This window comes from Mangrovibacter plantisponsor, assembly GCF_003182475.1.
Classification (GTDB): Bacteria; Pseudomonadota; Gammaproteobacteria; order Enterobacterales; family Enterobacteriaceae; genus Mangrovibacter; species Mangrovibacter plantisponsor.
On record NZ_QGTS01000001.1, the window covers coordinates 450,965 to 464,728 of the forward strand.

At 44.3% G+C, this 13,764-nt stretch carries 15 protein-coding genes; 9 read left to right on the top strand and 6 right to left on the bottom strand.

All coding sequences use genetic code 11. The features are described 5' to 3' along the window. The first annotated feature begins 55 nt into the window (after positions 1-55). The 5 genes from DES37_RS02150 to DES37_RS02170 all read left to right on the top strand — a co-directional run bounded on the left by DES37_RS02150 (position 56) and on the right by DES37_RS02170 (position 2,088). Positions 56-490 (top strand): DUF2787 family protein, encoded by a 435-nt coding sequence (locus DES37_RS02150; RefSeq protein ID WP_245929938.1) that lies wholly within the window; start codon positions 56-58, stop codon positions 488-490. A gap of 9 nt (positions 491-499) precedes the next feature. Continuing rightward, complete coding sequence (locus DES37_RS02155; protein ID WP_245929940.1) at positions 500-991, top strand: lecithin retinol acyltransferase family protein; 492 nt, start codon at positions 500-502, stop codon at positions 989-991. Further along, a complete protein-coding gene (locus DES37_RS26020; RefSeq protein ID WP_275376167.1) occupies positions 991-1,209 on the top strand; it encodes a DeoR family transcriptional regulator in 219 nt (72 codons plus the stop codon). Before DES37_RS02155 ends, DES37_RS26020 begins: the two co-directional genes overlap by 1 nt. A gap of 95 nt (positions 1,210-1,304) precedes the next feature. Further along, complete coding sequence (locus tag DES37_RS02165) at positions 1,305-1,631, top strand: hypothetical protein (RefSeq protein ID WP_032718569.1); 327 nt, start codon at positions 1,305-1,307, stop codon at positions 1,629-1,631. 64 nt (positions 1,632-1,695) lie between these two features. Further along, positions 1,696-2,088 carry a hypothetical protein gene (locus DES37_RS02170; protein WP_110024664.1) on the top strand — a complete coding sequence of 131 codons (393 nt, stop codon included), beginning with the start codon at positions 1,696-1,698 and terminating at the stop codon, positions 2,086-2,088. A gap of 63 nt (positions 2,089-2,151) precedes the next feature. Here the strand turns inward: DES37_RS02170 and DES37_RS02175 are convergent, their stop codons facing one another. Both DES37_RS02175 and DES37_RS02180 read right to left on the bottom strand, forming a co-directional pair. Continuing rightward, positions 2,152-2,586, bottom strand: coding sequence for a hypothetical protein (locus tag DES37_RS02175; protein WP_110024665.1), 435 nt, complete (start codon positions 2,584-2,586; stop codon positions 2,152-2,154). Then, positions 2,579-3,490 (bottom strand): helix-turn-helix transcriptional regulator, encoded by a 912-nt coding sequence (locus DES37_RS02180; protein WP_110024666.1) that lies wholly within the window; start codon positions 3,488-3,490, stop codon positions 2,579-2,581. Before DES37_RS02180 ends, DES37_RS02175 begins: the two co-directional genes overlap by 8 nt. A 453-nt stretch (positions 3,491-3,943) precedes the next feature. On the opposite strand from DES37_RS02180, the gene DES37_RS02185 reads away from it, so the two are divergent. From DES37_RS02185 to DES37_RS02200, 4 genes are all read left to right on the top strand, one after another. Continuing rightward, positions 3,944-6,916 (top strand): hypothetical protein, encoded by a 2,973-nt coding sequence (locus DES37_RS02185; protein WP_110024667.1) that lies wholly within the window; start codon positions 3,944-3,946, stop codon positions 6,914-6,916. After that, the gene (locus tag DES37_RS02190) at positions 6,900-7,349 is read left to right on the top strand and encodes a DNA-binding transcriptional response regulator (protein ID WP_110024668.1); all 450 of its coding nucleotides are present in this window, start codon (positions 6,900-6,902) and stop codon (positions 7,347-7,349) included. Before DES37_RS02185 ends, DES37_RS02190 begins: the two co-directional genes overlap by 17 nt. Beyond that, entirely contained in the window at positions 7,349-8,518 is a 1,170-nt protein-coding gene (locus tag DES37_RS02195) for a phosphorylase family protein (RefSeq protein ID WP_110024669.1), read from the top strand. The genes DES37_RS02190 and DES37_RS02195 overlap by 1 nt, the downstream gene beginning before the upstream one ends. 202 nt (positions 8,519-8,720) lie before the next feature. Further along, the gene (locus DES37_RS02200) at positions 8,721-9,410 is read left to right on the top strand and encodes a hypothetical protein (protein ID WP_110024670.1); all 690 of its coding nucleotides are present in this window, start codon (positions 8,721-8,723) and stop codon (positions 9,408-9,410) included. Between the two features lie 241 nt (positions 9,411-9,651). Here the strand turns inward: DES37_RS02200 and DES37_RS02205 are convergent, their stop codons facing one another. From DES37_RS02205 to DES37_RS02220, 4 genes are read right to left on the bottom strand one after another with little or no spacing between them, the layout of a single operon-like run. After that, positions 9,652-10,050, bottom strand: a complete 399-nt coding sequence (locus tag DES37_RS02205) for a hypothetical protein (protein ID WP_110024671.1) — start codon at positions 10,048-10,050, stop codon at positions 9,652-9,654. After that, the gene (locus tag DES37_RS02210; RefSeq protein WP_110024672.1) at positions 10,032-11,372 is read right to left on the bottom strand and encodes a phosphatase PAP2/dual specificity phosphatase family protein; all 1,341 of its coding nucleotides are present in this window, start codon (positions 11,370-11,372) and stop codon (positions 10,032-10,034) included. The genes DES37_RS02205 and DES37_RS02210 overlap by 19 nt, the downstream gene beginning before the upstream one ends. After that, positions 11,365-13,128, bottom strand: a complete 1,764-nt coding sequence (locus DES37_RS02215) for a bifunctional alpha/beta hydrolase/class I SAM-dependent methyltransferase (protein WP_110024673.1) — start codon at positions 13,126-13,128, stop codon at positions 11,365-11,367. The genes DES37_RS02210 and DES37_RS02215 overlap by 8 nt, the downstream gene beginning before the upstream one ends. Next, positions 13,121-13,756 (bottom strand): lysophospholipid acyltransferase family protein, encoded by a 636-nt coding sequence (locus tag DES37_RS02220; RefSeq protein WP_110024674.1) that lies wholly within the window; start codon positions 13,754-13,756, stop codon positions 13,121-13,123. The genes DES37_RS02215 and DES37_RS02220 overlap by 8 nt, the downstream gene beginning before the upstream one ends. Positions 13,757-13,764: the final 8 nt, after the last annotated feature.

The following is a 13,764-nucleotide window of genomic DNA, read 5'->3' on the forward strand; positions in this document are numbered from 1 at the left end:
TGACGTTTGCACTGCCGAAGACAACCCAATTTATATTGCTATAAGGAGCTTATCTGTGACCCCTTGTTCATCCATACTGCATCAGCCCACGCTTGACCTTCCCCTGAGTGGCGAGTTTATCGCACTGATAACCACTCACCTCGCGGCACTGCCTAACACATGTCAGGGCGTCGTGCTGAACTTTCGTGACCCGGAGTACAGCGCCGAAAACGGTGGCTGGCACCCGGTAGAAATTCGCCTTATCCGCAGCGAGCAACCTGAAATATGGCAGCTCGATTACCTCACCGACTTTAGCTGGCAGGGCCGCGCCTGGCCCGAACTGGCAAAGGAGTTCGATATCAGCTGGTCTCAACGCTATGCCTGGCACTGCCTAATCGGAGAGTTGTCGCTAAACCATGAGCTGAGCGAGTTCTGGGCGCTCTGGCGGGATAATTTTGTGGCGTACTGCGCGATGGATGTCTTCACCGTCACCGTTTCCCCGGACTGCTGAGGAAGTTTTATGCTGTTCACGCTTATTTCCAGGCTGGTGATATACCGGCCTCTGTTCAGTCTGGCGGAAAGCTTCACCGATAATGTTATTCGTGACACGGTGGACGAACCGGCAAGAGGCGGTATCGTCTGGTGCGAACTGGCAGGCGGCTATGTCACCCACAGCGGTATCTACACCGGCAATAACCGTATTGTGCATTTGTCCGGTGATGGTGAGGTGCTTTGCAGCGACCGCAAAGGATTTATGGCCAGACTAAATGGTCTGAATCCTGCCATGTCGGTCTATACCGATTGTCAGGGACGGTTGCCCGTGGGAAATATCGCCGCAGCCGGTCGGGCATTACGGGCGCTGGGCTCCAGACGTCAGTATCACCTGCTGAAGGAAAACTGCCACAGCTTCACTGCGGAGTGCCTGACCGGAAGACCGGATAATGCCGTGGTCCTGCATCGCCAGCTTAAACGACTGCAACGCGGGAATACCTGGCGCGTATGGGAGGACTGATGGCCCGCGCTGAAAAACTTGCTGAACGCCTCTGCCACTGCGTCATTTTGCTCTGTCAGGGAAAGACGTTGTCAGTTCGTGTGCTGACACAGCTATTCGGAATTTCACCCCGCACGGCCCGCCGTGACCTTGCCCGTATGGGCTGCATCATGGAGCCCGCCTCACCCGGATGCTGGCGACTCTCTGCACCACTTCGACGCGCCTTCATCCATCACTGAAAATTCTTTCCCCTGTGGTCATAACCTGTCCCACCCACCCGATATGCTCATTCTGCGGTATCCCGCATGGCCTGTTATTTAAGGAAAAAAACATCATGAACAAGATTTTTACTGCACTGTTTATTTCGCTCATCCCGCTTGTCAGCGCTCATGCCGGACTGGTTCAGGTTGAAAACCGGGTGAGCTGTTATCTGGCACTGGACGGCAATGAAGGGCTTATGAAGTCCAGTGGAAGTGACATCGCCTTTACCAAAAGCTGGCTGCACAACGAGCTGGCCCGCCACGGCGTTGATCAGGAATCCATTAATGAAAACTCTGATGCTCTGGAAAATGAGCTTCCCCGGGCTTACCAGAAGGCAGCTTTCGCCGATAAATGCGTCAGCTATTACAGCTCCTCCGCCAACCGCAAAGGCGATGAATAGCCCATTAACGCTAGCGCTATCAATAGCTGAATTCAAACCTCTTCATTTTTCACAGGTTAAATTAATGAAAAACATCATTCTCACCACATGCATTCTGGCAGCATCTGCTTCAGCATCCGCCGCTCAAATCTCACTGGAAACAGCAGGCCGTTGCTATGAAGCCACCCGTCAGTCAACACAAATGGCCATGCTGCTGGACCCGGATGCAAAGGAATACAAAAATATTGGCGACAACAACAAGGAGCTGTTTGGCACGCTCTCCGGCGGTGTGGGCGAAAAGGACTCAAAGAAAATACGTGATGCATGGAAAGCCATTCTGGATAATGCAGGCATGGAAGGAAAGATGGCGAAATCAGACGGGTATCGTGCAATGAATATGTATCCGCACGATGTCATTATGCAGGAGGCCAACAAGTGTGTCCGACTGGCGCTAAAAAGTGGCATCGTAAAATTGTGACGTGAATACATAACAGAAGGGAGAGCGTTGTGCTCTCCCTTCTCACTGACTTACTGGTGCGGTTTATTTTTTCCCTGGTGGCGTAATCTCGCCATACTTCATCTTCAGCCGGACGATTTCGCACTCATACCAGGTGATAATGACCTTCAGCAGCGCATTCACTTTCTCCAGGTCACGAGGAGCAGAATATCCCACCATTCCTTTATTCATAGGGCTGAAACGTTCCTTACGGGAAAGCGTCATTGCCGCCAGTTGTTCATCAATGCCGTGCATCAGCAGGTGGCTGTCGTCCCCCGCCTGAAATCGCTCACAGATAAATTCGGCATGTTTGAGTAAAACCTCTGGCTGAACGGGGAAAGGACTGTCCAGCCAGTCTTTCAGCTCGGCATTTTGCGCATTATCATGCACCCCCAGTAACCCACTGAGTAAATCCACTGCGAGCGCTTCAAAAGCGTTTTCCGCGTCATTATCGTCGTATAAAGTCGTTTCGTTATTCATCTGATGTTTCTCCATTCATTTCATCATATCGGGTGAGCGCACTGCGCATGTCGTCAATAATCTGATTGCGGATGGACGCAGGCTTAATAACTTCCACCTCAGGCAACCAGTATTTGATAAGCGGAATAATCTGCCGTGGGTGCGCCACACGCGAAATAATGAGCAAATCACCCGCTGGCGTTGTATGGATAATTTCCTGACCGGGATAAAGATTGCGCCGGGTGAAGTAAGACGCCGCACGGACAGAAACAGAAATCAGCACTTCGGTCAGTTTATCGCCATACCAGATGCTTTCCGCATGTTCCACCTGCTGACTCACAACCGGATCGGGGTTGAATCGCATATTACTGACCTGCACATGGGTCATCGTGGAAACTGCAAAACTCTTCAACGATCCTTCGTGCCGGGCGGCTAGATACCAGAGCCCTCTGTCATTCACGACACGATAAGGTTCAGTGGCCGAAAACGTCTTGTCCTTATATGTAAACGCAATCTTCCGGGATGCCTGAATCGCCCCGGAAATAGCATTAAGGGTGGACATGAAGGCACCACAATTCTCGTAAGGGCGTTGCTTAATCAGGAAGGGATTGTTTTCTGTATCACCCAGCAATACGTTCAGCAGGCGGTCTTCCCAGCGCGGAAATAGTCCTTCAATGCCAAGAATGCGGGTAAAACGACGCAAATCCGTATTGTTGCGCTGTCCAAGAATCCCTTTAGGCAACCGATAGTGTTTACCCTGTCGGAGCAGGTTCTGGTAAGCAAGGCGCTCAGTCAGATCACGCCGTATAGTTTTTTCGCAGACGTTAAATTCGTCAGCAAGGCCCCTGACGGTCAGTGACTCCCCATTATTGAGGCGTGTCAGTATCAGGCCAAGTCGGTACCCAAGTTTGTCGTGTCGGTCCATTCCGGCATCCCGGTTGCTGAAAAGCAAGGAATGGGATTATCAGAAGGAGAAGGGACAGGTTAAGTCCATGCATATTGATGAATACATGCATATTTTAGTCCATTAAAATCAATAACATGCAACAATAATTTCAGTTGCAATTCTTATTGATCATAACCTGTCTACATCCATGCCCACTAAATTGTCGACCACGATTGTAAACCCAACCCAACTTTGTGAGAGGCAAAAAAATTATTCCCTCAATTCCCTTGATTTTAATGAAGAAATCATTAGCATCAAACAAAAGCATTTATCCAGCATGCAGAACAAACGTTCTGAGGGCGGTAGCGTGTTTAGCGCTTATAGTACTTGGTTATCGAATAATTAATTTTGAACTTTAACGATTCCAGCCTCATCGCTTATACATTTGTGAAATCAAATATTAATTCCTTCTCACCAATTAAGGACAATGAGATGTCAAACGAATTTGATTTAAATCCTATAAGATTCTTTACTTCACAAAAGACGTCTCCAAACAGTATACAAATTCATAATATAAAAACAAAAAAAGCGAGGAATTTACTCAGAGGAATTGATTCAGATAGTTATAAAAGTACAAAAACCGCACTTGAAAAAATAAAATTAAATTGCACACGCACAGATTATAAAAACTCACTTTTATATGTACGTACACACACTTTTTTTGAAAAAACTGATGTTGGGCAACTATTTAATGATTTTTGTCCAAAAGGCATAAAGCAACCACATGAATACACGCTCTCCGAAATCCTTAAAGAAATAGGCAATTATACAAATGAACTTTGCCTTTTAACAGAATGTGCATATAGTATATCGAGTCATCTAAGTAAAAACGAATTTCTCAAAGCATTAGAGGCATGCGATGACCTCGTTAAAAACAAGGGTGTTTCTATATATTTATTAAGGGTAATATCATTCATAACCAATAGATATCAGTTATTCTCCTTAGAAGATAAAGAGTTACTTAACAAAATTGACAAATTGAAGCAGTCCATAAAAATTTCGAACAATAACTTTATCTCTGAAGCAGTCTCACAATTAAGTAACTTACGTACATCACATTTAGCTATTTGCAAACGTATAAATGAGTTGTCAACTGATTTTGAAAAAGGCCTGATTGCAAAATCATTCATCAACCCAATACCAAACAATTATGATGTTTTCCTAAAAACATTAAATGCCTATTACTCATTTTCATTATTTGATGCTTTCCTATATTATCAAAATATATCAAAATTTAAATTACCTTTCATCCCCCCCCATCTAATAAATTCGGATTTAACACTAATCCATCAAGAATTTTGCTCAATAGAATTCGATCCTAATCTTATCTACGATGAAGTTGATGAAGACACAAGCCACTATTATCTAAGAGAGTGCTTTCTTTTCATTGAACAAGAAAAGGCGTTAAATTACCTACTAATACATGGAAGCTACTACACCCCCTATGTTTCAAACAAAAGAATAAATCAATTTTCAAGGCCATTAATAAACCGCTACTTTGAGAATTTAAAAAATCTAAACCAATTACGCTGTGAGAAAATGGTCGATGTTGAAATAAACTGGCATAAATACAATAATAACACATGTAGCATGTTAGAGAACTCATCGGCATTAATATACCTTCTAACTAAAAAAGAAGGATATCTCGACCAGCATGAACAGTATTTATTTGTAAAACTTATGTCCTACACACGTGATATCGGAGAAATATGCCCTCCTGATTTTTTAGAAAGAATTGCTGATGATGCTAAGGATTATCTTTTAAAGATTGTAGCTCAATGCTTAATAACTATAAATAGGAAAAGTCAATACACAGAACATCAGTTAAGAGCTACGATTCAAGATTTTTGTATTAGTGAATTCAATAGTAACCTTTTAGAATTGTTAAAATATCTTCACCAAGTTTCACCTGCAGTTACTGAACATATAATAACCATCTCAAACGAAACATTCCTTAGTACATTATTCCATTTAACAGACAAACCAATTGATGCACTCAATTTGCGTGCCGACATGCTATTTTGGTATGGTGAAATTACAAAAGATGAACGATTTAAAGATAGAGCTAAGACGCTGAGGATAGATATACAGATTAATAAAGAAAAAGGTACTATTGATGACTCCAGAATTTATGTTGACCCATTGAATTTTCAGCAATGGTTCGAAGATAACATGGTCAGTAAGTTAACCATGATTTTAGATAATCTTATGATTAGTAATGACTCATCATTCAAACTTGATTGGACCAGCAAAGGCAGCTCAGTCAGTAACGGAGAAGAACTAATTGAATCCTTGTTGGCATGTTATAAAGAATTCTGTGAAAACAAGGTATTCGGCATAGCATCATATCTTGGGCGTAGAATAAGGCATGGAACATTTAAAGGAACAGCTATTACAGAGATTCAAAAGCTTCCTAACGAGCAAGAATATCATAGTATATTCGAGGACAAGGACTTCAAACGGAGGCTTGATGAATGGCTTCTCCAATACGAATATATGATTGAAGATTTAGTAAAAAATCACCTTCAGATAAAAAGCAAGAGAAAACCAGCAGGTTTGATCACCACCGAAATAGACACTCCTGCTAAAACAGTAATTGCAAATCAACTTGTTTTTGATATTTTATCTCTTTATCCTAAACGAACTGGCGTGATCAGACTACCTAATCTAATTATTGATTATTGTTGGCGTTTAGTTGAGCAAGATCTTGCTAAGACTAAAAGACTATTAAGTCAAAAAAAATCTTCACATGGTGTTTTTTCTTATACACCTAAAAATCAAAGCCCTTATTTAAAAAGAACATTTTCCAAATTCACACAAGAAGTGAACTCATTGACAGGTCAAAAATTCGGACTAATGGCTTCTTGGTTCAACAAACCTAGCTATGCTTCCCCAAGTGCTGATATCTATTTACTATTCAATGCTGTAATTTCAGAAGTTAAAGAGAGAATGATTGGTTTTGAACCTACTATAGATATAGGTGAAAAAACATTTACTATTGATGGCGGCACTTATTACATCTTATATGATGCACTTTATGTACTAATTCATAACGCTGCTAAGCATGGAAAGCTGGATGGCACCATTCACTTTAATGTTTTACCTTCTTCGGCACGTAATACAATAAGACTATCTCTTTCGACAGAGTTAGGATGTCTTCAGGATATCTTGAAATCCGAATCACAAATAAGACTATTTATAGAATCAGCAGATAAGGATTCTAATTTCATAGATGACGCTCACATCATTGAAGGAAATAGTGGAATGAAAAAACTAAAAAGGCTTGAGAAGGAAGGAAGCATAAGTAATTTCAATTTCTACTCTAATGAAAAAGAGCTTTTGCTATGTTTCGAATTTGACTTTCATCTTGACCATAGAGGTATATACGATGATATTGATAGTTGAAGATGATGCACACAAATCATCGCAAATAAGCGATATATGTGTTGCGTTAGAATATGATATTGATGGACGTACCATTGTTGATAATGTAAAAGATGTTGTCCGGTATCTCGTGCATAATACTCCTCTAAAAATTGTACTAGATATGTCATTACCTAGCCATAAGGCGCTACCTGGGCAGGGAACTCCAGTGCCAATGCCGACAGGTGGCATTGAAGTTTTGTTTGAATTGAAGATGAAAAAAATAATGCACATTCCCATTCTAATTTTAACTCAATATCCAGAAATTGAAATTGAAGGTGAGCCTTATCCTATTGATGAATCTGCGGAAACTTTAAAAGAGATGTACGGCTTCAAAAATATACAAGCCTGTTATTACGAAAGCAAAAAGAATGCAAAATGGATTAATGTAACAACTGAATTCCTGAGGAATTGATGAATATACTTATTATTGAAGACAACCACCAAAAGTTACAATCTATAAAGGAAACTATCACAGAAGAACTGAGCGAACGTTCAATTACCCCTTCTATATCAATAGCATCAGACTTAGCTCAGGCAAAGAGATACATTTGCACCACACTTTATGATCTAGTTATATTTGATATGTTTCTTCCAGAAAACAGTTCTTCGACTAACGAACGAGATTGCTCATCAGAGTTAATTCAAGAGTTTTCAATCAGCAAGAACTACCAAACTGAAGCAATCGCATTAACTCAATTTGTCATAAGTGAAATTGAAGACATTCAATTATTTAATCTATCAGGTATAACTGTCGTTCATTATGCAGAAGACCTTAATTGGAAACTGGCACTAAAACAAAAAATAAACAGAGCATCTCAAAAGGTTCGCTGTGACTTTCTAATATTTTGTGCATTAAGTAGTGAACGCGGTGCATACCAAGAAACGAATTGCACGTTAGGAAATAAAAAAAATATTTATGGGATGAACTGTCAGGAAGTAGAAATTGATGGTTCAAGGGGGTTCATCATTACTCCCCGAGGAATGGGGCTTGTGAATATGGCCATCATTTCCTCCAAAGCCATTGAACTTTTTCAGCCAAAGATAGTTGCAATGAGCGGTATATGTGCAGGTGTCCAAGGAGAATCGAACTTTCTTGATATCATAGTTGGGAAAACTTGTTGGGAGTATCAAACCGGAAAATGGAAAGATGGAAACTTTGAGCAAGAGCCTTATTATGCAGAATTATCCCGAAGTCTTCAAGTAGACCTTGAACAATCTAGCGAGGATCTAGAAACAATAAATCACCTCAGAAACAACTTATACAACTCAGCATTAAAAAGCATGAAAATAAGAATTGCGCCACTCTCTTCTGGTTCGGCAGTTATAGCCGATAGTGAAATGATGAAAAAAATTGGTATGCAGCACAGAAAAATGGCAGGATTGGAAATGGAGATGTATTCACTTTATGAATCTGCGGCTCAATCGTTGAGCAGCCCTTTGGTTTTTGGTGCTAAGGCAGTTGTTGACTTGGGTGGCGTTGATAAGAATGACGATTATCAGGAAGACGGGTGTATTATTTCTGCAAGATACATTACCTTAATGCTTAAGGAGCAACTTAAAAAACTGAAAAATCATAGCTAAATCTTGAGCAAAGAAAACATCAACACCTTGTATATCTTCCAATAACTCTAGCACCCCAAATATCTCTCAACTCTATTTTATAGGATTTTTAATTAATTTTAAAACAAGCAAAATATATGCAATGCTGAGAATGAGTAATTTCAACTTCTTAGAAATCAATATTGATATAATTTTTAATCCGATATTGGCGTAAAGGTATAACATGTCAGATCTAGCTCCCCCGAATGATAAAAAACTTGAAGTAACAATGGCTCTAATTAAAGGAGCGTTAGGTTCGATACCGTTCGTAGGTTCAGTAGCAACTGAACTTACAGGATTAATTGACCCTTTCGAAGCCCGTAAAGATAAATGGGCAAGAACTATAGCCAAAGTTGTAGAGGAGATAAGAGAGAGTCAAAAAATACTTCCTGAAACGTTAGCAGCTAATGAGAGCTTTATCTCATTCCTTTATCAGTCAACACACATTGCTATCTTAAATCATCAGCAGGAAAAAACTGAAGCTCTACGAAATGCTCTGATCTCGACAGTGTCGTTACGTTTACCTTCAGAAGAAATTATTTTTCAGTACCTCCGATATATAGACGAGTTGACTGTTTCACATATTAATATCCTATCATTTATAAATGAGCATGCTGAAACATATGCTAAGCATCATAGTCTTGAGGAGGTACTAATAACTACCGAGCAACATTTTTCCACAACATTTGAGCGAAGCCATTTCAGAGCAATTATGTATGATCTGGCAAATCGCTCGTTAGTTCAATTTACTGACTTGGATGATTTTGATGAGTTTGCATCGGGGGTTGCATCAATAATTACTGAGCAATCCAGCAAAAAGCCTATGAATATTACTCAGTTAGGTAAAGGATTCCTAGATTTTATTCGCCGTTGATCAACTCAAAAATCTGGTATCCTTTCCCTTCGGGTATTTTAGAAACTGCCATGACACGAGTTTTGAAAATCCCCGTGTCCTTGGTTCGATTCCGAGTCCGGGCACCACTCATTCAGAGAACCCAGCCTATGGCTGGGTTTTTGCTTTTCTGAGGCCGGACTCTCCATCGAACTTCGTTTGTGACAAAACGTGGTATCTGCGTAATCCTTTTTTAAATAACAACTTCTTTGATTACCAATAGTTATTGGCTGGTGCTAACCCAGTAAACCACATTCACCAATGCCGCCAGCCACAATAAAATCAGTGAGACGATTGCCCGGTAAAATAGCCTTACAGCACCACGCCAGCGTTGAGCTATATCCCGCACTTCACCGGAACGCTCACCCCAGATACACGCCATACCAGCGTCAAATTCCAGTAAATTCTCATTGTTTTCAATTAACTGAAACAGCCGCCCATCAAGCCACAACCGCCAACAGTAATAATGCGTGGAGATAAACAACACCAACGAAACCAGGCTTCCCCACGACGCTAAATGCAGAAACCCGACGAACAATGGCGGCAGCGTCAGCGCGGCAAAATAACGCCATGAAGACAAATGAATACGCATAATCCGGTGAGTTAGCATGATGTCTGGCATTGGGTCTCTCTGAGGTGTGTTGCCCGGTAATGTTCCAGTAACGCGATATGTGCCGGGGTAAAAACCACTTGCGGTCGCTGGCACTTAATCAAATTAACAGCCTGCTCCACTGAAGACACATGAGCCCTGGTGAGCAACCAGGCAGCAACAACCGTTGCGCTGCGCGATAGCCCTAATGCACAGCACACCAATACATTGCCATGTGCCTGATGCAACTGTTCAAGGCAGCTCACTGCATGGCGCAGAGTGGGTTCATCTGGTGCGACCAGGTCCATCAATGGGTGAGACAGCCAGTCTTGTGGCTGACTGCGGCACATGTGAAATTCAGCAGTAAGATCCAACACAGCAGCCTGCGAAACCTTCCTGCCTTTGGCAGGGAAACCACCCAGTGCCACCCCATCACACACCACATTGCTGTGGGCGAGATGGCGGGAAAACCAGGCTCTGGAAAGTGCAGCCCCCGCTAAGTAAGGCCATAATACGAGACGCGCAGACAGCGACAGCGTACCTGTACTGCTCTTCTGGAATATCGCCGTACCCAGCCCGGCATACCCAAGCGCGACCACCAACACAGACAGTGCCGGCCAAAACAAGAAGTACCCGTAGGGGATAACGGCTCCCGCCAGAGCAAACAATATGCTGGCTGCACAATATTTCACGGCCAGGCGCAACGCCTGCTTACTCGGGCGCTGCCAGCACCAACGGCCTGAAACCGGCACCAGGTAGCTAACCAGAACCCCCACTATCAGCCCACTAATAACATCAATAAAATGATGCTGCCAGGTTGTAAGAACGGATACGCCAATCAACAGAAACCACCCGGCACAGACCTGGCGCATTAAGCCGTGCAGGTGTTCCCGGAAGCGCAGCCATAAGATCCAGGCAAGGATGATATGCAGCGAAGGTGCCTGGTTATAAGGCAAGTCGAACTGCTCCAGTTGGTGAAACAACCAACCAAAAGCACCCGGAACATCCGGGCGCATAAAGGTAAATTTCAGCGGGAATAGCAGGAAACCGGTACAGGCAACCAAAGAGGCGGCGACTAAGCGCCAGGCATGCCGAGTCTGTTCTTGCCGCACAGTGCAGATAAACAGAGAAAGCCCGTACAGCAGGTCTATGCTCCAGTAAGGCACAATGGTCCAGGGCAGGAAAGGAATAGAGTGCTCCCAGTTAAACACCATGCTCCCCACACCAGCGCGGCTCGCGGTGAACTGATTCACCTGGCCGTAAGTCAGGAAAAAGAGCGGAGCCAGCAGCAACAGCCAGCAAACGCCACGCCGGTACAGCATAGCGCGATTCACCGCCAGGTCAGGTTCAGCCATCGTGTTTTCTCACCGCCATGGATACCGTGAAAATGCCAAACTCATCAATCAGTTGATGGCACTTTTCAAACCCTGCCTGCGCGACCAGTGAATCCATTTCCCCCTGGCTGCGCACCCGCATCATCCATGGAATACCATTACGGTGGCTGGTTAAGGTATACGCGATAGTTTTTAGTTGTGGGTGCCAGGGCTGGCCGGTATAAATCAATATGCCGCCGGGAGGAATGGCGGCTGCCAGGCCAGCTAAAGATGTGCTGACAGCGCTGTTGTCCTGGAATAATTCATAAAGCCCGGAAACAATACCCAGGGTTGGAGAGGGAGCCAACTCCGCCAGTGAACCGTAGTCAAATGCATCGCCGGTTGTGAACTGTGCCAGTTGGCCCAAGCCACGCGCTTCAATCATGGCCCGGCCTTTTTCCACATTCAGCTCACTGTAATCGCGCAATAATATGCTGTCGATACCCGCCTGTTTTTCCAGGGCATCCAGTACATAGCGGCCATGACCGGCGGCAATATCTACCACGCGAACTGGTTGGCCATTACTGTGCAGCCTGGCAACGGCCTGTGCAATCATCTGTTGAAGATGCTCCTTGCGCACACGAATGCCCCGCCAGCCAATACTGCTGAGGTACTGGCGGTCAATCATCCGCCCCAGTATCCCCTTCCCTTCAGGTTCATTACGGTAGACATAATCCAGAGTACTGCCAGAATCAAATCCGGTTTCATAGCCGAGACTCATTCCACGAGACTGGCGGCCAAGTGTTTTCATGCCCAGGCTCAGCGCCGCATACCCGGCGCCTTCCAGTGAAAAGCGCCCAGGCGGTGCCTGCAATTCCCGGTATGCATCCGCACTGGGGCTCCAGCAATCTTCGCGGCTGTAATCAAACTGGCAGGGTTGTTGAGCATAAAGTTCACCAATGAAACGACGCATATGCCCGAAAGCCCGCGCACGCTCTTTTTCCCCCAGCGTATCGTGATAAAAGCCCGGTAAGATATGCTGCTCTTTTACCGGGCTACGCAGGCCAGCATAAAACTGCTGTTGTGGCTTTTGATGCACCACATAGTCATTGCCCGAAATCAGCAATTGGGTGGGAATGGTAATAGCAGCAGAGTCAGCAACAATACGTTCCGCCGTTTGGTAGAGATCCAGCAAAATGTTAACGGCAATTTGGCGGGTTATGAGTTTATCCTGCTCAAAGCTGGTAATACGCTCTTCATCGTGGCTGAGGAACTTCCCTTTGACATACGAGTTCACATAGAACAAGCCGCGAATGCGCTGTAGCAGCCCCAGGCCAGCCCGTGCAAAAGGCACATACAATTTAACTTTAAACGCAGGTGAAGCCAGCACCATACCGCGAATTTTTGGGGCATAGTCGTGCACCCAGGTAGCAACCAGAACAGCCCCTACACTCTGGGCAACCACCACAATTTGCTCAATGCTTACCTGGGCATCTTGTGCCACAAAGCGCACGAACTCATCTACATCTCGCACTGAACGGGCAAGGCTGGGGCTGTACCCGCGTTCCCCGGGAGATTTTCCGTGCCCGCGGGCATCCCAGGCATAAAAGTGGGTATCCGGCATCAGTAGCTCATCAACAATATGTTGTAAGCGGCCGGAGTGCTCATGCCCGCGATGAAACATCACTACCACTTTATGGCTGTTTGCCTCGGGTGCAGGCCAGTGGCGAAAGAACAGTTCAGTACCATCACTGGTTAAAAACTCACGCTCATTAAAGTGGCGGGTATCCTTACTCATGCTGTTTCCTTGTGGTGAGTTGTTGTAATGCGATAAAGCGGTTTAATAAATCCTGCTTAAAGCGATTTTTATCCGCGTCAGAGTGAAGTGGGTTATCTACGTAGATATCAATAAAAAAGGGGACCGGGATTTTCTGGCCTTTCCCCATGGAGCGGTCAAGCCCATGCAAATACACCGGCGTAATAAGTACATCCGGGCACTGCTGGCTTAAATGCCAAATTCCCGACTTAATGGATGAAAATTTACCCGGTTCACCGCGTGTGCCTTCCGGGAAAATAATCACAATTTTGTTGTTTGCCAGCGCATCAGCACAGGCCTGCAAAGGGTTCGCCTGGTGAGCCCCCCGGTGTACCGGAATAATGCCAATCACCTTCAGGGCGAACCAACTTATCAGCTTATTTTTGAGAAAGTAATCTGCGGCGGCAACCGGTTGAACATTAACCAGAGTTGAAAGAGGAAACAGGGTAAATAAGGTTAAAATATCCAGGTGGCTATTATGGTTGGCAACAATAATAGCCGGGCCGTTAACCGGGAGCTTTTTGCGCCCCGCGACAGACACCCCCAGCCATACCCAGACAACCGGGTAAGCGATACACAACGTAAAAATCCAGCGTAACAGGCGATTCATACGCGCCC